The organism is Paenibacillus humicus NBRC 102415, from assembly GCF_004000905.1.
GTDB lineage: Bacteria > Bacillota > Bacilli > Paenibacillales > Paenibacillaceae > Paenibacillus_O > Paenibacillus_O humicus.
In genome coordinates this window covers 1-16,799 of the sequence record NZ_BIMD01000018.1, presented here as the reverse complement: position 1 = coordinate 16,799, position 16,799 = coordinate 1, and the positions used below count along the sequence as shown (strand labels likewise).

The 16,799-nt window shown below is 58.6% G+C and carries 21 protein-coding genes; 5 read left to right on the top strand and 16 right to left on the bottom strand.

The window, feature by feature from the left end; genetic code table 11:
• Positions 1–17: 17 nt before the first annotated feature.
• The 10 genes from PHU01S_RS12785 to fsa form a co-directional block, all read right to left on the bottom strand.
• Positions 18–623, bottom strand: coding sequence for an A24 family peptidase (locus tag PHU01S_RS12785; protein WP_127507886.1), 606 nt, complete (start codon positions 621–623; stop codon positions 18–20).
• 94 nt (positions 624–717) lie between these two features.
• Positions 718–1,701: a TadE/TadG family type IV pilus assembly protein gene (locus PHU01S_RS12780; RefSeq protein ID WP_048747089.1), complete on the bottom strand. Its 984-nt coding sequence runs from the start codon at positions 1,699–1,701 to the stop codon at positions 718–720.
• A gap of 89 nt (positions 1,702–1,790) precedes the next feature.
• Positions 1,791–4,064 carry a hypothetical protein gene (locus tag PHU01S_RS12775; RefSeq protein ID WP_218032447.1) on the bottom strand — a complete coding sequence of 758 codons (2,274 nt, stop codon included), beginning with the start codon at positions 4,062–4,064 and terminating at the stop codon, positions 1,791–1,793.
• A gap of 100 nt (positions 4,065–4,164) precedes the next feature.
• Positions 4,165–4,821 (bottom strand): hypothetical protein, encoded by a 657-nt coding sequence (locus tag PHU01S_RS12770; RefSeq protein WP_048747092.1) that lies wholly within the window; start codon positions 4,819–4,821, stop codon positions 4,165–4,167.
• Positions 4,814–5,014, bottom strand: coding sequence for a Flp1 family type IVb pilin (locus PHU01S_RS12765; RefSeq protein WP_049869340.1), 201 nt, complete (start codon positions 5,012–5,014; stop codon positions 4,814–4,816). The genes PHU01S_RS12770 and PHU01S_RS12765 overlap by 8 nt, the downstream gene beginning before the upstream one ends.
• Positions 5,015–5,068: 54 nt before the next feature.
• Positions 5,069–5,950 (bottom strand): type II secretion system F family protein, encoded by an 882-nt coding sequence (locus PHU01S_RS12760; protein ID WP_053086988.1) that lies wholly within the window; start codon positions 5,948–5,950, stop codon positions 5,069–5,071.
• Between the two features lie 17 nt (positions 5,951–5,967).
• Positions 5,968–6,813, bottom strand: coding sequence for a type II secretion system F family protein (locus PHU01S_RS12755; protein WP_246029222.1), 846 nt, complete (start codon positions 6,811–6,813; stop codon positions 5,968–5,970).
• Positions 6,788–7,981, bottom strand: coding sequence for a TadA family conjugal transfer-associated ATPase (locus tag PHU01S_RS12750; protein ID WP_083436470.1), 1,194 nt, complete (start codon positions 7,979–7,981; stop codon positions 6,788–6,790). Before PHU01S_RS12750 ends, PHU01S_RS12755 begins: the two co-directional genes overlap by 26 nt.
• A gap of 113 nt (positions 7,982–8,094) precedes the next feature.
• Complete coding sequence (locus PHU01S_RS12745) at positions 8,095–9,216, bottom strand: P-loop NTPase family protein (protein WP_127507880.1); 1,122 nt, start codon at positions 9,214–9,216, stop codon at positions 8,095–8,097.
• A gap of 143 nt (positions 9,217–9,359) precedes the next feature.
• Positions 9,360–10,022 (bottom strand): fructose-6-phosphate aldolase, encoded by a 663-nt coding sequence (gene fsa, locus PHU01S_RS12740; protein WP_021880812.1) that lies wholly within the window; start codon positions 10,020–10,022, stop codon positions 9,360–9,362.
• A 104-nt stretch (positions 10,023–10,126) separates the two neighbouring features.
• On the opposite strand from fsa, the gene PHU01S_RS26315 reads away from it, so the two are divergent.
• The gene (locus PHU01S_RS26315; protein WP_127507878.1) at positions 10,127–10,351 is read left to right on the top strand and encodes a hypothetical protein; all 225 of its coding nucleotides are present in this window, start codon (positions 10,127–10,129) and stop codon (positions 10,349–10,351) included.
• A 70-nt stretch (positions 10,352–10,421) separates the two neighbouring features.
• Here PHU01S_RS26315 and PHU01S_RS12730 read toward each other — a convergent pair whose 3' ends face one another.
• Positions 10,422–12,218: a M3 family oligoendopeptidase gene (locus PHU01S_RS12730; RefSeq protein WP_048747564.1), complete on the bottom strand. Its 1,797-nt coding sequence runs from the start codon at positions 12,216–12,218 to the stop codon at positions 10,422–10,424.
• Positions 12,219–12,382: 164 nt separating this feature from the next.
• Here PHU01S_RS12730 and PHU01S_RS12725 point away from each other — a divergent pair, with 164 nt between their 5' ends.
• Entirely contained in the window at positions 12,383–12,586 is a 204-nt protein-coding gene (locus PHU01S_RS12725) for a YycC family protein (protein WP_021880809.1), read from the top strand.
• Positions 12,573–12,809: a hypothetical protein gene (locus tag PHU01S_RS12720; protein WP_021880808.1), complete on the top strand. Its 237-nt coding sequence runs from the start codon at positions 12,573–12,575 to the stop codon at positions 12,807–12,809. The genes PHU01S_RS12725 and PHU01S_RS12720 overlap by 14 nt, the downstream gene beginning before the upstream one ends.
• 180 nt (positions 12,810–12,989) lie before the next feature.
• Here PHU01S_RS12720 and PHU01S_RS12715 read toward each other — a convergent pair whose 3' ends face one another.
• The 4 genes from PHU01S_RS12715 to PHU01S_RS25775 form a co-directional block, all read right to left on the bottom strand.
• Entirely contained in the window at positions 12,990–13,712 is a 723-nt protein-coding gene (locus PHU01S_RS12715; RefSeq protein WP_127507876.1) for a DUF2225 domain-containing protein, read from the bottom strand.
• A gap of 15 nt (positions 13,713–13,727) precedes the next feature.
• Positions 13,728–14,126, bottom strand: a complete 399-nt coding sequence (locus PHU01S_RS12710) for a globin domain-containing protein (RefSeq protein ID WP_049869336.1) — start codon at positions 14,124–14,126, stop codon at positions 13,728–13,730.
• Positions 14,119–14,271 carry a hypothetical protein gene (locus tag PHU01S_RS26310; protein WP_218032446.1) on the bottom strand — a complete coding sequence of 51 codons (153 nt, stop codon included), beginning with the start codon at positions 14,269–14,271 and terminating at the stop codon, positions 14,119–14,121. Before PHU01S_RS26310 ends, PHU01S_RS12710 begins: the two co-directional genes overlap by 8 nt.
• Before the next feature lie 75 nt (positions 14,272–14,346).
• Positions 14,347–14,508 (bottom strand): hypothetical protein, encoded by a 162-nt coding sequence (locus PHU01S_RS25775; RefSeq protein ID WP_157054040.1) that lies wholly within the window; start codon positions 14,506–14,508, stop codon positions 14,347–14,349.
• Between the two features lie 54 nt (positions 14,509–14,562).
• Here PHU01S_RS25775 and spoVV point away from each other — a divergent pair, with 54 nt between their 5' ends.
• Positions 14,563–15,630: a dipicolinic acid transporter SpoVV gene (gene spoVV, locus PHU01S_RS12705; protein ID WP_127507874.1), complete on the top strand. Its 1,068-nt coding sequence runs from the start codon at positions 14,563–14,565 to the stop codon at positions 15,628–15,630.
• Positions 15,631–15,711: 81 nt separating this feature from the next.
• Positions 15,712–16,509 (top strand): NAD kinase, encoded by a 798-nt coding sequence (locus PHU01S_RS12700; RefSeq protein ID WP_048747565.1) that lies wholly within the window; start codon positions 15,712–15,714, stop codon positions 16,507–16,509.
• An 84-nt stretch (positions 16,510–16,593) separates the two neighbouring features.
• On the opposite strand, the gene PHU01S_RS25770 is transcribed toward PHU01S_RS12700, so the two are convergent.
• Positions 16,594–16,799 (bottom strand): hypothetical protein (locus PHU01S_RS25770; protein ID WP_048747559.1); only part of this gene is annotated, 206 nt, incomplete at its 5' end.

Below are 16,799 nucleotides of genomic sequence, written 5' to 3'. Positions count from 1 at the left end.
TCAAACCCTCCTTCGAATCAAGATAGCCATAATGTCATCAAGCCGGGGAGGACGGCCAGCATGAAGGGAAAGCGGACCGGCGACGTTGCCTCTCCTCCGTCGGCTGGTTCAGCTGGGGCAAGTACGGGACTCGGCAGCCCGTCTTTGCCATTGTTATCCTCCGGTGTTTGGCTTGAACGAGAATGGGGAGATTGGCCTGCCGTCCACGCTAGGACGGCGGCTTCGCCGGACAAAGCCTGCGTACCGGCCGCTGCTTTTCGAATTCTGGAGATTCTCCTCGCTATCAGGAACGCTGCCCCTCCGAGGCCTCCGTACAAAAAGGAATACAGCATCAGCTCCGTAACCGCCAGCCAGCCCAGCCATGCGCCTGCCGCGCCGAAAAGCTTGACGTCGCCGGCACCGATTCCTCCACATGCGTATAGGGCTAAGAGGGGTAGAAATCCCGCAGCCATTCCCACAGCCGCATGCAGCAAACCTTCCATCCCGGAATCGAGCGCATGCAGAAGAAAGCCGGCCGGAGCGAATGTCAACGGCAGCCAGTTCGGAATTCTCATGCTCCGGATATCCGTGCGGAAAGCGATGCCTACCAGCAGGAAACATCCCCATAGATTCCATGCTTCCATTTGAATTTCCCCTCCTCAAATCTGCGAAGGCCGAATCAGCCAAAGCCTTTTTCACGCCTTTTTTTTGCCTTTTTCAGGCCTTTTCATGTCTTATTCATCCCTTTTTCTGGACTATGAAGGGCATGGATGCCGAGGCGCCGTCCGAAGTCGTGACCACGACTTCCCATTGTCCGGGAGTCGTATTGCCGGATACGAGCCAGGTCCATTCCACATGTCCCGAGGCATCCGCCATCTGCGTGCCCACGTGTTTGGATACGCTGTTGCCGCTTTTGTAGCGGACTTCCAGCGTGACCTGAGCTCCGGGAGAGGCGACCGCTTCAAGAGTGGCTTTGCGTCCGGGCCTAGCCGGAATCGGATAAAGCTCTGTTATTTGGACTGTCGAGGAGGAATCGGGAACACCGGCTCCGCCTTGGGATGGAAGCGGGTCCGGTATCCATACCCTCTCGGCCGCCGTTCGATGCAGGATGATTTTTTTGCCCAAAAAAGGAACTCTGATCGGAAACTCATACTCGGCCTCCAGCTTCAGAAAGCCGCTCTCTCCCCCTTCGAGATCCGGAAGAGAGAGGCTTGCCAGCGAGATTCTCGAAGGCTCCAGCGGCGTATCCTCCGCAGCCTTGCGCAAAAAAGGCTCGAACACTGCAAGGCCGACAGGCTCAGCGGCCATATCGGCGAGCGCCTTCCAGTCTCCCTGGAGCACGGCTGAGGCAAGCTCTCCTGCCGGATCCGGCAAATATGCCGCTGCCTCGGCAGCCGCCTGCCTCCAGTCGGGAAGCTGCGGCCGCGACGGGGAATCCACTTTCCGGACCGACTCGGACGTAGACTCATAGCCCGCATCTATAGAGTCTTTCGGAGCCGATTCCGGGAGCTTGCTTCCTTCCTGCTGAAGCAGCAGCATCGCCGGTCGGATATGCGCCGCCGTCTGTCGAGCCGCCCGATCCGCGGCTGCCTGAAGCGCAGTCTCTGCTGCCGAAAATTGAACGAATGCGGCCAGCAACACCAGGAACAGCAGCAGGACGGGCATGACAAGCGCGGCTTCCAAAAGGATGGAGCCTTCTTCGGCTCGTGCGGCTCCATTCATTCGTGGAGACTTGCTCCCCCTTTCCAAGGGAATGCGAGGAGAAGCGGGCTGCCGCCAAGGAGCCGAACAACGAAATCTCCTGAAGGGTTTCAGTAGGACCAGCCTGCTCGAGTAGACCATTCATACCGTCCTCCATCTCCATGTTCAGGGCCGCCTCTGCCAAGCAGCCTCGCTGCTCCCGTCAGGAACCACAGCCGCATGGAAGCCTGCACCTCCACCGTCGCGCCTGTCGGCACGGAAGCCAGATTCGTCCCCGTGTTGAGCTCGATGATCGCTATCATCCGGCTGAGACGGGAATCTTCGGAACCATGCAGCAAAAAAAACAGCCTCAAGTAATCCAAATAGGACAGCTCTGCCGGAACATATTTGGATATAGGAGCCTGGCCGGTTGCAAGAATCGCTCTCACATCCCCGATTGCTTCTCTCAATCCATAAACCGCAGCCATCGCCAGCACCAGCAGCGGATGTCCGGCTGCGCGACTCTCGATCAATCCCTCCATGGTCCGGACTGCCAGGCGGAAAGCAAACAGCTCGCCGTATGCGGCTCCAAGATTTCCAGATGGGTGGCTGAAGCCATATAGGATGTATTCCATTTCCTGGTTTTCCAGCGATGTCATAGCCGTCAAAGCCGGATCTTGCCGAACTCCTTCCCCGTCTTGCCGCCGGGGTTCTCCGGCGGGTCCGCTCAAGCCCGAAATCAGGCTGTCGAGCATGCGCGGGTCCGCAAAGCTGAACCGCTGGGCTGCATACTGCGCCGTGAACAGCCGCTCCCCGCCTTGGGACAGCAAAGCCCCCATGCCGGAGAATACGCCTCCAGCCAGCTTTTGCGAGCCTATTACGGCTTCATCGGCTCCGCCGCTGCCAAAGACTCCTTCAAACGATGATTTGTCCCCGCCGGCCTTTCCGTTGCCGGCCTCGTCAGTGCCGTCTCCCTCTTCCTGCAGCCGATTGAAGTCCATGCTGGCCTTGAACAAGCTGTCTGCATGGCGGAAAGCTTCCAAGTCCTCCTCGGTTCCCTTCAATCCTTCCACTGCATTCAGCAGCTGCTCTGCTTCCCTCCAGAGTGAAGCGGCTTTCTTCTTTTCAGCTTTCCGCTCTTCTTTTCGGCTGTCCGCATTGCCGATGCTCCTGGCCTGTTCGGCCAGCATAACGCCTGGCGCGATCCATTTCTCCTCATAAGATCTCCATTGGCGGTACAGCTCTTGCTCATGAATGGACAAACGGCTTGCCCATGACACCGAACGCTCCTCCAATGCCCGACGAAGTCCGATTGCCGCAGCTTGAGCAGATGAAGAAAGGCTGCGGAAATTGTCGCGCTGCTCCAGAACGTTTTTTTCCGCTTGGGAAAACCAGTTCTCTCCAAGCAGCATATCCGATGCGCCATCCAGCACGGACACCGTTCCAGGAACGGAGCCGGCGGCAGCAGAGCTGCCGGCTGGCAGCCGGTAGGATGAATTCCCGGCCCCATTGCGCCCATCCAGCACGGCTTTCATCTCAAGCTCCGCCCTCCTGGCTGCTCCAAGCTGTCCTAAAGCTTCATCCAGAACGGAATCATGGCTTCCAGCTGCATCCGCAGCCAGCTGAAGCTTCGCGGACACTGCCGCGGCTCTGCTTTCGTAGCTCGCAATTTCGGACGAATGGGAATATGGCGGCGGCAAAGGAATCGGCGTTGCGCCCGGACTGGGCGACGGAAGGCCAGCAGCCGCCTCCTGCCATGCTCGGGCTGCCGCTTCATCCAGAGAAATCCATTCCAAATAAAGAGGATATTCGGCAGATATCGAATGGAGCTCAGATGCTTCCGCTCCATTCGAGCCTCCCGTTCCGATCAAAACGCCATAGCCGCTTCGGCTTGCATGATTCGCTGCCGTTTGCTGCTGCTTCAGCAGCATGTTCTCAAGCGCTTGCTGCCTCCTGTCGAATGCCTGCTCGAGACTTCCCAGCTTATCCACGGCGGCAGCCGTTTGACCCATCGCTTCGGAGAGCGGACGGAACTTATCGATCAGCTCCAGCGTCAGATCGATAGGGGCTTTGTATTTCATCTCCTGCATGATCTGACGGCCGAAGATGCGGCGGTCTCCCAGAAAAGCCGCAGGCTGCAACGAGCTTTCGGAAACCTCCATATCAAGCCATTGCAACCGGATGGAATCGCCGGGAGCATTACGCCCCGAGCCGGTTGCGAGACCAAGCTGCACCGCTTCGGCCAGCAGCGCTCCGCCGTCGGTGCCTCCGCGGCCGAACAATCCGTATCGCTCGTAGAGCGCCTCATCGTAAGCGGATAAGACGGAGCGGACGCCGGTCTGCGCCAAGCCTTCAAGCTTGTGGCGGAAGGAAGAGATTCTCGAATAGTCAATCAATACCGCCATCAACAAAAGCAGAGCTGCCGAAGCTGCGCATGCCCAGATCGTAACAGCGCCTTGAGTGCCGTCTTCCTGCAGCCTTTTTTTTCGGAAGGCTTCTTCATTCTTATTGGGCTCCTCCATAATTCTGCAGCACCTTTCCGGCCTTGTCCGGGGAGATATCCTCCGAAGTTCGGAATTTCGCCGTGTAGTATCGGACAAGATCGATCGAACGGATAAATTCGACCGGGTCGGAAGGCTGAGCCTTGGCGGCCGCGCCGATCTTCCTGCCGCCCGGTAGATCAATCGGAACAGAAGGATAAAGTCTTGTCTCGATCATGCCGTGCACGCCGCGCAAGTAACGCATCTCTCCCGTCCATGATTCGTTCAGCCTATCGCCTGCCTTGGCGAGCTTGACGGCAGGCAGATCATAAGGTACGGCGCCTCGGCGGTCCAATGGGTAGGCCGATATAGACTCCGCCGGCTGGCCCATATTCATCATGCCTCGTAGAAGTCCATCCTCCGTCAGCCTCCAATACAACCCGTCGTCTTCGCCTGCCGGCGGCAGGCCCGAAGCCGCATCGCGCCTGCTGTTGTCCCAGCGGAAAGCCGCCGCTTCGGATGCCATGACCGCTCCGGAGTAGAAGACTCCTTGCTGAAAAAGGTACAAAGCAACGATGAAATACAGAAACAAGGCGCCGAATAGCAGCGGGAAGACGGTGCTCGCCTCCAGCGTAAAGCTTCCTCCGGTGGAGCTGCAGAGCTTACGGATACGGTCATTCAAAGATCGTATTGGCCTGATCATCCGCTTTTCCCATCAGATTATTGATCAGCTCGATGATCCAGTCCTTGAACAATAGCGCGATAATAATGACGACAGCGATAATCAGAATGACCTCCAGCGTACCGAGACCGTCCTCCGACCTCCCGAATTTTTTTGCCGCCTTTTTGCAGCTGTACCATACTGCTGTGCTCATCCAGACCGCCTCCAATTAATGTAATGTTGACCATAAAAGATTCGTAGCCTAAAGTCAGTTCATCAGCAGCATCGCGGGAGCTCCGACAAGGACCATGAGCAGAAAGAAAATCCCTGTCAGCGGAAACACCAGCTTGGAAGAAGCTTCCTCTCCGCGAATGCGGGCCAGGCTTTTGCGTTTCTCCCACAATGGATGGGAGATCTCGCGCAAGGATAGAGCGAGCTGTTCGCCGCCGCGACGATAATTGAGCAAAAGCACCGTCGTAAAGACCGACACTTCCTGAACGGCGCAGCGGCGGCTGAACGCTTCCATGGCGGCGGCGAACGACAACCCGTTGCCCATGGCATGGACGGCGCGTCCCAGCTCTGCATGCAGCAGCCTCTCCAGACCTCCCCCTGCCTCGCAGGCTGCGCATCTCGCCAATGCTTTCTGCATCGTTTCTCCGGCTCCGACGAGCAGCATCAGCTTGACCAGCAAGTCAGGCAAGGCAAGCAGCAAGGCTTGTTTTCGCTTGTTGAGGGATTCCCGGATGCCCCGGATCCTGGAGGCCGGAATCAGCGCTCCGCATGCAAGCCCCAGCCAGGCGACAGCCTGCTCTCCGGCGGCAGCGGCGAGCAGCAAGCCGGCCAGAGCGGCCCCGCATCCTTGTAAGCAAGCCAGCGCCAGAAAGTGCCGGGTACGGTCCGGAGTCCATGCTTCTCCATTCAGGATGATCATGGAGGCGTGCAAGCCCGCTACATGCTCCTCGATGCGCGGCATCAGTCCGGCCTCTTCCACCGCCTGGAGCAACGCTGGGGCTCCGAAGCAAGCGGCAAGAGCCGGCTTGTCCCAGCGGAGCAGGACAGCAGGCAGCGGCCTGCCGCCGGCCGCCGCATGCCTCCACGCGGCGGTCAGCCATGCGGAAGCCATCAATCCAGCCATCCATAATGTCCACATGGATTTATTCCTCCTTTTCACAATCGGATAGCCATGATCCTCATCATCAGCCACCCGCATGCCGCCAGCATCAACAAGGCGGCTGTAATCACGATATACCCTTCAGGCGCTGCGTAAAGGGGGGCCATATAGTCCGGCGCCGAACCGTGCAGAAAAGCCATGAAAGCGAAGGGAACGCCTGTCATGATTCTGGCTTCGAAACGCTTGCGGGAAATCATGACATCAATCTCCTGGTTGATTTCGATTTTCTCCCCGATCGTTTGGGAGGTGCGCCGTATGATCTCGATCAGGTTGCCGCCTGTCCTCTTGCATGTAATGAAAACGTCGGCGAACTGCCGGATCTCCTCCACCCCGGACCGCGAGGCGAAGTCGGCAAGCCCGGCCTCCAGCGGGTCGCCGTTGCCGCATCGATGCCGGATCGCTTCCAGCTCGAGCATGAGATCGGAGCGAGACTCCGGGTACATGAGACGCAGGTCGTCAAGCGAGGCGAAAAAAGCGTTCTCTACCGACCTCCCGGCCGCTAGAGAGGATGACAGCGAAAACAGCATTTCCTTGAATTGCAGCCTAAGCTTGGCTTGGCGTCTGCGCCGCAAATAGTCCCTGTATTTCCTCGGGACCAGAAGCCCCGCAATCGAGCAGGCGGCGGCGGCCGGTACGGACAAATAGAACAAATAAACGGCGGCGAATACTGCCGTGAACCCCGCTCCCGCGGAAACGGCGAATTGCTTGCGTGTCAAGGAGAAGACGGAATAATCCGGCAGCCGGATGCGGCAGGCAGATTGTGATCTTGCGGGCTCCCAGCCGAGCCGGGCTGCCAGCAGCCCCGCCTTGACGGGATCAATTCTTTTCAGGCGGCTGTTCAACTGCTGACACCCCCGCTTCTATCGGATCGAAACCGCAGCGAACCCATTTGTCCATGCGGGCCAGCGGAATGGGCAGCCGTCGGAGCCGGCCTCTCCCCGCTCCATCCTCATACCGGAACAAGGTCTCCAGCTGGATGTCCCCGTCCTTCATTCCGGTCACCTGCACGACTTCCTGCACTTTGCGGGAATGATCGCGCATCCGGGACAAATGAACGATGATATCCAGCGCGGAAGCGAGCTGCTGCCGGATAGCCGCGAGCGGAAGCTCAGCCGCACCGCTCAATACCATCGTCTCAAGCCGGCTCAGCATGTCCTTGGCGCTGTTGCTATGGCCGGTACCCATGCTTCCCGAGTGCCCGGTATTCATGGCAGCCAGCATGTCGAGCGCTTCGGCTCCTCTCACTTCCCCGACGATGATCCGATCCGGACGCATGCGCAGGGAAGCTCGGATCAGCTGTCTCATCGGAATCTCCCCCTTCCCCTCGGTATTGGCATTCCGCGTCTCCAGAGACACCAGGTTCGGCGCCTTCAATTGAAGCTCAGCCGAGTCCTCGATCGTGATGAGCCGCTCATCCGGCGGGATGAACCTGGACAAGGCGTTCAGAAAGGTCGTTTTGCCCGTACCGGTGCCGCCGCTGATGAAAAGGTTGAATCCCGCTCGGACCAGCTGCGCCAGAAATGCTGCCGCTTCCTCGTCCAGACAGCCGGCCGCGATCAAATCGTCCATGAGCAGAGGCTGCTTGGGAAATTTCCGTATCGTCAGAACCGGGCCCTGCAAGGCTATCGGCGGCAGCACGATATGAACTCTCGATCCATCGGGCAGGCGCGCATCTACAATCGGGGAGGATTCGTTGACGACCCGGTTAACAGCGGCTACGATCGATTGGATGAGATCCTCCAGCCGCTCGCGGCTCTCGAAGGAAAGAGGCAGGCATTCCAGCTTGCCGGACCGCTCCGCAAAAATCGTCTCGTGCCCGTTGATCATAATCTCCGTAACCGAGTCGTCATTCAGCAGCGGCTGAAGCACATCCAATCCCCGGAAGGAATGATAGAGCCGCTTGACCAGCGCCAGCCTGTCGGTAGAAGTCAGTCTGGCGCCTCCCGGCCATTCGGCCACAGTCGCCTCTATCGCCGCCGTCAATCCCGAGTCGCTGATCTCTCCGCTCATGTCGACCAGGGAGCGGACCCTGGAGCGAAGCGAGGCGATTTCCAGCCGCAAGTCTTGTTCCCGGACATAACCAGGGCTGCCTGTCCCGTATCGTGCGCCAGCCTCGGAGCGGTTCATCCGGCAAGCTCCGGAAGCATTCGCCGCAGAAGCTGCCGCACCGTGTTGGCATAAGCGGGACTTACGGTCCCGCCCTCGCGGTATTGGGCCATGACGGGAAGGGCAGCCGCATAGTCTAGCTGCGGATCCCTGGCGGCCGGCCCCCGGCCGCCCGTCAGCTCCGCCGCTTTCTGCGAATCTGGCCTTGCCATGGCTTGCACGAACAATACCTTCCGCTCTTCCATCCTGAGCCCGTCCGGGTATGCTCTCGCCGCGTAGTCCAGCGCCGAGCGAGTTTTCGCGATTGAGGATTCCGATGAGGGGACAAGCCAGACGATGCGGCCGCTCCGCTGCCAGATCGATGCAGCGGCCTCGTCCAGCCGGCTGTCCATATCCGCTACGATGAAATCGTAAAACCCGCCGCCGGCAAGAAAATCGAGCAGCAGGACAGCATCCTCGCCGGTCATGGCCAGCCGTTCCTCCGGTCCCGGAGACGGCGGGAAATAGTCGCATTTCACCGCGCTGCTGAACGTACGGATTTGCCCAAGCTGCCGGGCCGCATCCTGCTTGCCCGCCTTGAGGCAGTAAAGCAGCCTGCCGACTCCTCCTTCCATTTCGGGGGTGCTGGATCCTGAGCCCAGAAAAACCTCCGAAGCCTCCCATACCTCGAAGTTGAGGTACAGCACCCGCTGGCCCTGCGCCGCCGCTTGTCGGGCAAGCTCTATGGAAAGCACCGTCTTGCCCTGCCCTCCTGCCGGATCGTAGACGGCTGCTACAAACGCTCTCCCGTCTGCCGATGTCCTGAGCGCATCTGTCCCCGCATGCACCGCTTCCATAGATGCGATCAGCTCCGGAAGCGGTCTGAACTGAAGCAGCTCCGGATGTCCGCCTCCCTCCCCCCGCCTTCTGACAAGAACAGCCAGCCTGGAAACCGGACAGGCTTTCTCGGCTTCATGGATGAATGCGGGCTCGACCAGAACCAGATCTACCGGATACCCTCCCTTCAAATAACCGCGAAGACTATCCGGCGTCGTGCAAGCCGTTACCCGCCATCTGCCGCCGGGCATATCCCGCATATATTCGCTTAAGCGCCTGGCGTACTCGCCGTCGGCAGCCAGAATAAGATCAAGCTTTCCCATGGAGTCCTCCTTCATGGAGACGCAAAAAAGCACCGCAAACGCAACAGGGGGTACCCTGATCGTTCGCGGTGCTTCCGCATGACCAAAATTTAGTTGAATTCACTATATCACGGAGATTAAAATCCCGTCAATCTTCTTTCTCGTCAGCCTTTGGCGGAGAGGCTGGCCTGCATCTTGTTCCAGTCAGCCGTAAATCTCTCGATGCCGATATCCGTCAATGGATGCTTCCACAGCGACGGCAGCAAGGAGCCCGGGATCGTAGCGATATGCGCTCCGGCGACCGCAGCCTGCTTCACATGCTCCAGATTGCGCACGCTGGCTACGATGATCTCGGTCTGGAACTTGTAATTGTTGATAATCGTCGTCAAATCACGCACAAGATCCATGCCCGTCATGCCGATGTCGTCCAGCCTGCCGACGAACGGACTGATGAACGTCGCTCCCGCCTTGGCCGCCATGAGCCCTTGAGCGGCGGAGAATACGAGCGTCACATTGGTTTTGATTCCTTTTTGGGAGAGTGCATGGGTCGTGAACAGGCCGTCTTCCGTCAGGGGGACCTTGATGACGACGTTCGGCGCCCATTCCGCTATTTCCAGCGCTTCCTTGAGCATTTCATCGCTCGTGGAGCCCGTGACCTCGGCGCTGACCGGACCGGATACGATGCTGCAGATTTCCTGCACGACTTCCTTGAATATGCGGCCTTCCTTGGCAACCAGCGTCGGATTCGTGGTCACTCCGTCTACAAGACCCAGCTTGGCGATCCGTTTGATTTCCTCGACATTGGCGGTATCCAAAAAGAATTTCATGCTTCTCCTGCCTCCTGTTCATATGTCCATCCGTTTTTTTACCCTTTCGGCCAAAAAGACAAACCATGAATCCGCCGGCTGTGCCGCCGTCAAGCGCAGCCGGAATGTCCAAAGCCCCGACCTTTAACATGCTCGTCTACACCGGCAGCTTATTCCACCTTTTCCGCCGCCGGGTTCAACTTTTTCAGAGCTTTTTCCTCCGTCCGCTTGAAGCTCGAAAAACTTTCGCCCGGGTCAAGCATACTCCCGACGCCAGCGGCGATTCAAGAGCCTTTATGGAATCTTCATGGAGAGCGGAATGGCTTGCTTATGAGCGGGCATACCGCTGAGAGCAGCTGCAGCGATGAAAGGAAAACCCCTTTCCTCCATCCCGGCGGGAATGGAGAAAAGGGGTTCGAATTATTCTTCCGTCAGCTCCATGAACTGGCGGATGTCTTCGCTGGTCAGCGCGACCGCGCTTTGCCAGAATCCGGCCTGCTGCAGATTCACTCCCAGATGCTTGAGCGCCAGCTCCTCTACGGTCATGCTGCCCGTATCACGGAGAAGGTCGACGTAGCGGGACGCGAAGGAAGGGCCTTCCTCCTTGGCTTTGGCGTACAGGCCTGCGCTGAACAGGTAGCCGAAGGTGTACGGGAAGTTGTAGAAAGGAACATCCGTAATGTAGAAATGAAGCTTCGCAGCCCAAAAATGAGGATGCGCCTCGTCAAGCACGCCGCTGAACGCTTCGCGCTGGGCTTCGACCATCAGTTCGTTCAGGCGCTCGACGGATACTTCGCCGTTGCGGCGCTCTTCGTAGAAGCGGACCTCGAACAGGAGCCGGGCATGGATGTTCATGTAGAACGAAACGCCGTTCTGGATTTTCAGCTCCAGCAGCGACAGTTTTTCTTCTTTGGTCTTCGCCTGCTCGAGCTGGGATTCCGCCACAATCATCTCGGCGAAGGTCGAAGCCGTCTCGGCCACGTTCATCGCATAGTTCTGAGAGAACGCCGGCAGCCCGTCCATGACGTATTGATGGTAGGCATGTCCGAGCTCATGGGCAAGCGTAGACACATTGTCCTCCGTCCCGGAGTAGGTCATGAAGATACGGGTCTGTCCCGTCGCGGGGAACGAGGTGCAGAAGCCGCCAGGACGTTTGCCGGGGCGGTCTTCCGCCTCGATCCAGCCTTCGCGGAAAGCCTTGTCGGCGAACTCGGCCAGCGCCGGGTCGAACTTGGCGAATTGCTCGCGGATCAGGTCGCAGCCTTCCTCGTATGGAATATGCTTCGAAGCACCGCCGATCGGCGCCGTGATGTCATGCCAAGCCAGCTTTTCAAGCCCGAGCAGCTTGGCCTTGCGCTCGAAGTAGCGCACCAGATCCTGCTTGCCTTCGTTGATCGCTCCCCACATGGCATCCAGCGTCGACTGTGTCATCCGGTTGACCTTGAGCGGCTCCTTGAGGACGTCGCTCCAGCCGCGGCGGTCATACAGCTTGAGCCTGAAGCCGGAAATATGGTTCAGCGCATCGGCGCAAAGCTGGGCATGCTCCGCCCATTCGCGCTCCCACTCGGCGAAGGACTCGGCCCGCACGGCACGGTCCGCCTCGAACAAACGGTTGAACATCTGGCCTGCGGAAAGCTCCTTCTCCTGACCGTCCTTGTCCTTGGCGCGGAACTTCGCGCGGGAGACGATGCGGCTGTACAGATTGCCCCAGCCATGGTAGCCGTCGACGGCCAGGTCGGCCGCCAGCGCTTCCAGCTCCGGACTCAGCTTGTCCTTGGCGTTCTGGCGCCGCTCGTTGAGGTAGAAGCGGACCGGAGAGCTCTGTACCCAGCCGTCCCAGATGGAATCCGGAGTGCGGCTGATGAGGTCGTCGAAGCGGGTCAGCGCGATGAGATAGTCGGCTTCCAGGGACTGGATGCGGCCATTAAGAGCGGTAGCCGCTGTATTGTCCACATTTTCCGCCATCAGGCAGCCGACGAAGGAAGCGGCCTCGTGCAGGCGCACCTGGATGGATTGGAGGGTATCCGTCCACTCCTCCAGCTGTTCCGGCCTGGCTCCCGGAACGCCTTCCGAACCGGAAGAAGCCAGCATCGTTTGGCTGATGCGGGCAATGTCGGCCTTCACGCCCTTGAGAACTTCCTCCAGCTCCGGGGATGCGGCTCCCCCTTTGAAAAAGACATCCAAATCCCATGTCAGCGGGTATGTATTGGTTTCCATGGACGGTCTCCTTTCGGCAGGCAGCTGCCCGCCATGGGCTATCCGGCAGAAGCATTCGGTTTGCACCGCCGGCGTTCCCGTTGTATAACTGAATTATATCGCCAATCCGCTCCGACGCGCTACCCTGTTCTGCGGAGACGGAACCGGCCTGAGGAGGCACCGCCATGTCCAGACCCCTGCAGCTGTCAGCCGAAACCGCGGTTCGGCTGGCCAAAGAGCTTAACATTCCGCTGGAGCATCTCATGCATATGCCCCGCCACATTCTGCTTCAGAAGATGGCCGAGCTTGCCAAAAATACGCCGGATACCGCGAACGAGGCGGAATCCGCACCCGATCCGCAGCAAGGCGATACCCATGATCCCGTTTGAAAAGGCGTTGCCTTACGACGTGATGATGAAGGACGTCTATGTAACCTGTCCCTTCTGCGGAACCGACCATGTCCTGCTTCCCTTGAAGCCCGCCGATCTGAAAAGCGTATCTTCCGGAGCCAAAAGGCTGCTCGTATTTCCATGCTGCCACAGCAGGGTCACGCTTGTCGATGCCGACAAGGACTACCTGCTCACCGACACCGATCTTCGCCGCCTTCACTAATTTTGGAAGTCCCTATCAGCCTTGCTGCTGCTCAGGGACTTCTTTTTGCTGTTCAAGTCCGCCGCTCCTGCCTTCAAGCAAAAGAGGCTGGAGTCATTTTGCGCCCAAGCAATGAAAAAAAGGCGCGCCCGTCACCATGACGGGCGAACGCCCTGCTTGCATTTATACAAGGAATGAACCTCAGCCGATAGCCTGCGCTTCATAACCTCCGCTTGTTTGCGGAATGCCCCCCATCATCCATTCAGGCGCATCCTCGTTTCCTTCGCGCACCAGCTGCCACTGGCTGCGGCTTGCCTTGATCATCGCGGCGTCCACAATCCGCTTGTCGTTCACCACTCTGGAGAACCACCACACCGCCTCCTTCCGTTCGCCGAGACGCCTGTGCAGCTCTCCGATCAGGTACATGAGCTTGGCGTCATTGTCCACTTTCTCGGTTTCGTACACCCGCCGATAAGATTCCAGCGCATGCCGGAGAAACCGCATCTCCTGGCCGCTGTCGCCCTCATCCCGGTACAGCCAGGCGATATGATGGAGAAGTCCGGCGATCAAACGATCCTTGTCCTGCGCGGCTACGGCACTGAGCAGGGCCAGCTTGTAGCAGTCCAAAGCCTGGCTGCTCGTGCGCGCACCGCTATAGCTGCGGGGCTGCCACATCCGTCCATACAGGGAATAATAGTTCTCCTTCTGCGCATCGGTAAGGCTGCTCAAGCTGTTCTCCGTCGTTGAAAAGCCGCATTGCGGGCAAACCCGGACAACATAATAGTCGGCATGAATTCCCTTGAAATGAGAACAGAAATCGGTGTCGACCGCTACGGCCCGCTTGAAGCTCGGGCGGACACGGGGTGTCTCGAATCCGTTGCCGCAGCAGGGGCACAGTGCTGCGGTCTGATATAGCGGCTCCATGTGGAGATCATCTCCTTAACTTTCGTTGCCTCCGTCCGAAGCGGTATTGACGAAATGATGGGCAGGTCCCGACAGCCGCTCGAGCACATGGGACTTCAAATCCTCCGGCATGCCGATCTCCTCCAAAGCTCCGCTCATGCAGGCGAGCCAAGCATCGGCATGTTCCTTCGTAATCGCGAAAGGAAGATGGCGGGCGCGCATCATCGGATGGCCGTGCTGGTCGGAAAACAGAGAAGGTCCGCCGAAAAACTGGGTAAGGAATTGGATTTGCTTTTCCATAACCGGCCCGATATCCCGCTGAAACAGCGGAGACAGCAGCTCGTTCTTTTGGACTCTAGGATAAAAGGCCTCCACCATTCTTGCTACGGTCTCATGACCGCCCATCAATTCGTATAGGCTGTTATATCTATTCATCGGCAATAATTGCCTCCCTCATTAGTTCTTTAGTCTTGTTTTCATCTTCTTCACGAAAGCCTTTACATACAAAAAAACGCCCGCTTCCGCGGGCATTTGGAATGTGGTTATAGTAGGATTCTTCAGCTATCGTATTCTTCTTCACCAGGAGCCATAAGGGACTCGCGAATCACATACACAAAAGCACAGACCAGAATGCCGGCGACAATACTCATGTCCATCACTCCAAGCATGGTAAAGGTAATGCTATTGTACCATATCGCCCCGTAAATGCCACCCCTTTTTGCAAGCGTTTTCTAATGATTTTTTTCATCATTTGGATTTTTCCGACTTCTCCACCTTTGCCTTCAGGCTGCCTGCGATTCGGCTTCTGTTTGTCCATCGCTGGTCATATCTTAAAGCAAACCAGGCTTCATAAGGAGGAACGGATCGTTACATGGCAAGAATGCTGCTACACCCCAGTACCGTGACCGCCTTCTGCGCGGCGCTGCTCGCAGCGCTGATGGCCGTTTTTCCCGAACCGGTCCTCCACTCTTCCCTAAGAGGACTAGCCATCTGGTGGGAAGTCCTTTTTCCTGCGCTCTTTCCTTTTTTCGTCATCTCGGAGCTGATGCTCGGCATAGGAATCGTCCACTTCATGGGCAAGCTGATGGATCCGTTCATGCGCCCGCTTTTTCGGATTCCCGGCAGCGGCGGCTTCGTGCTTGCGATGGGCTATCTGTCAGGGTATCCGGTCGGCGCCAGGCTCACCTCCCAGCTGCGGGATCAGCAGCTCCTGACCCGAGTGGAAGGAGAACGGCTCGTCGCCATCACGACGACCTCGGATCCCATTTTTCTGATCGGAGCCGTGTCGGTCGGCTTCTTCCACCAGTCGGCTCTCGCCCCCATTCTTGCAGCCGCTCATTATGGCGGCAGCCTCATCATCGGCGTGCTCATGCGTTTCCACGGTGCCACGGAACCTGAGACAGCCTCCCGAGCCGGAAAGTCCGGTACCGGAAAGCCGCAGCGCGGCCTAAGCGCGGCCTTGAAGGCGATGCACGAAGCAAGGCTGCTCGACGGACGCTCCTTCAGCGTGCTGCTCAAGGATTCCATCGCTTCCGGCCTCAGGCTCATGGTCGTTGTCGGAGGTCTCGTCGTCGTGTTCTCCGTGTTGATGGAACTTCTGCGCCAAGCCTCGGTGCTTGGGGCGCTGGAGCATTTCTTCGCGGCCTTGTTTGTTCGATTCGGCTTGTCCGGCGATATGGCCGCTCCTTTCGTAAGCGGCCTGTTCGAGGTCACTCTCGGCGCCAAGGCTTCCGCCGAAGCCGGAGTTCCGCTCATCCATCAGGCAGCGGCCGCCGCATGGGTGCTTAGCTGGGCCGGTCTGTCCGTCCACGCCCAGATCGCCAGCCTGCTCAGCCATACCGGCTTGCGCTACCGTCCCTTCCTGCTCGCAAGGCTCGCGCACAGCCTTATCGCGACGGCGCTTGTCTATCTGCTGTGGGGGTGGCTCGGACCGGGCTGAAGTGCGTTCGACATTGTTTTCACGCCGGTTTTCCGCTATCATCAGGTTATCCTGTTTGTTTCGGAAGGAGCGCCATTCTTGATCAATTATGTGGTACTCAGCAGAGGCGACCGGTATTCCAATGAATTGACGGAGCGTTTCCACCTGCTGGCTGCGTCACGAGGCTTCGTCCGCAACGACAAGAAGCCGGATACCGTCGTTTCCATTGGCGGGGATGGAACCCTGCTCCATGCTTTCCATACTTATTTGGACCGAGTCGACGACATTGCCTTCGTCGGCGTCCATACCGGCCATCTCGGCTTTTATGCCGACTGGAAGGCCGATGAGATCGAGCAGCTCGTGGAGATGATGGCCGAGCAGAAGCCGCGCATCGTCCGTTACCCCATTGCCCAGATCGAGCTGGATACTCCGGAGGGAGCAACCGGATATTTGGCCTTGAACGAATTCACGCTCAAGGGCGTCGACGGCACTCTCGTCGTGCAGGTCAACATCAACGACGAGCCCTTCGAAACCTTCCGCGGCGACGGCATGGTCATCTCGACGCCGTCGGGCAGCACCGCTTACAACAAGAGCCTCAACGGAGCAGTCATCCACCCGTCCATTCCTTCCCTGCAGCTTGCGGAGATCGCATCGATCAACAACCGCGTCTACCGGACGCTGGGCACCTCGGTCATCCTGCCCGAGCATCACCACTGCGACATCGTGTCCAAAAAGGATCAGAGGCTGCTGCTCACGATCGATCATCTGAGCATCGAGAGGGCCGATATCCGCTCCATCCGCTGCAGCGTCGCTCCTGCCAAGATCAGCTTCGCCCGCTACCGTCCGTTCCCTTTCTGGAACCGCGTGCGCGATGCATTCATCGACTTCAGCGACAACTGAAATCGGACGAGCAGGCAACGATAAAAAAGGATGTTCCCGAAGCACGGCATAGCCGGCTTGCAGGGAACATCCTTTTTTTGACGCTCAGCTGGTCGGAGGCGGTGTCGGAGGCGGAGACGGACGCTTCTTGCTTCCGCCGGACTTCTGCTCCGCTCCCTGGCCTGCGCTCGCCGAGTCGCCGTCGCGGCGGGGATAACCGCCGCTCCTGCCGGAGCGCCGCTTGCCCCCCGACTGATGCTCGCGCCGTTCGCTGCGAGCTTCGGGGGCCGCTTCGCGCGGGCGTTCCGCAG

What these genes read in the sequence shown, in the direction of transcription:
- PHU01S_RS12785 (WP_127507886.1), bottom strand. Translation starts at nt 623, where the DNA reads ATGGAAGCATGGAATCTATGGGGATGTTTCCTGCTGGTAGGCATCGCT.
- PHU01S_RS12780 (WP_048747089.1), bottom strand. Translation starts at nt 1,701, where the DNA reads ATGAATGGAGCCGCACGAGCCGAAGAAGGCTCCATCCTTTTGGAAGCC.
- PHU01S_RS12775 (WP_218032447.1), bottom strand. Translation starts at nt 4,064, where the DNA reads ATGGCGGTATTGATTGACTATTCGAGAATCTCTTCCTTCCGCCACAAG.
- PHU01S_RS12765 (WP_049869340.1), bottom strand. Translation starts at nt 5,014, where the DNA reads ATGAGCACAGCAGTATGGTACAGCTGCAAAAAGGCGGCAAAAAAATTC.
- PHU01S_RS12760 (WP_053086988.1), bottom strand. Translation starts at nt 5,950, where the DNA reads ATGTGGACATTATGGATGGCTGGATTGATGGCTTCCGCATGGCTGACC.
- PHU01S_RS12750 (WP_083436470.1), bottom strand. Translation starts at nt 7,981, where the DNA reads ATGAGCGGAGAGATCAGCGACTCGGGATTGACGGCGGCGATAGAGGCG.
- PHU01S_RS12745 (WP_127507880.1), bottom strand. Translation starts at nt 9,216, where the DNA reads ATGGGAAAGCTTGATCTTATTCTGGCTGCCGACGGCGAGTACGCCAGG.
- fsa (WP_021880812.1), bottom strand. Translation starts at nt 10,022, where the DNA reads ATGAAATTCTTTTTGGATACCGCCAATGTCGAGGAAATCAAACGGATC.
- PHU01S_RS26315 (WP_127507878.1), top strand. Translation starts at nt 10,127, where the DNA reads ATGTCCAAAGCCCCGACCTTTAACATGCTCGTCTACACCGGCAGCTTA.
- PHU01S_RS12730 (WP_048747564.1), bottom strand. Translation starts at nt 12,218, where the DNA reads ATGGAAACCAATACATACCCGCTGACATGGGATTTGGATGTCTTTTTC.
- PHU01S_RS12725 (WP_021880809.1), top strand. Translation starts at nt 12,383, where the DNA reads ATGTCCAGACCCCTGCAGCTGTCAGCCGAAACCGCGGTTCGGCTGGCC.
- PHU01S_RS12720 (WP_021880808.1), top strand. Translation starts at nt 12,573, where the DNA reads ATGATCCCGTTTGAAAAGGCGTTGCCTTACGACGTGATGATGAAGGAC.
- PHU01S_RS12715 (WP_127507876.1), bottom strand. Translation starts at nt 13,712, where the DNA reads ATGGAGCCGCTATATCAGACCGCAGCACTGTGCCCCTGCTGCGGCAAC.
- PHU01S_RS12710 (WP_049869336.1), bottom strand. Translation starts at nt 14,126, where the DNA reads ATGAATAGATATAACAGCCTATACGAATTGATGGGCGGTCATGAGACC.
- PHU01S_RS25775 (WP_157054040.1), bottom strand. Translation starts at nt 14,508, where the DNA reads ATGGACAAACAGAAGCCGAATCGCAGGCAGCCTGAAGGCAAAGGTGGA.
- spoVV (WP_127507874.1), top strand. Translation starts at nt 14,563, where the DNA reads ATGGCAAGAATGCTGCTACACCCCAGTACCGTGACCGCCTTCTGCGCG.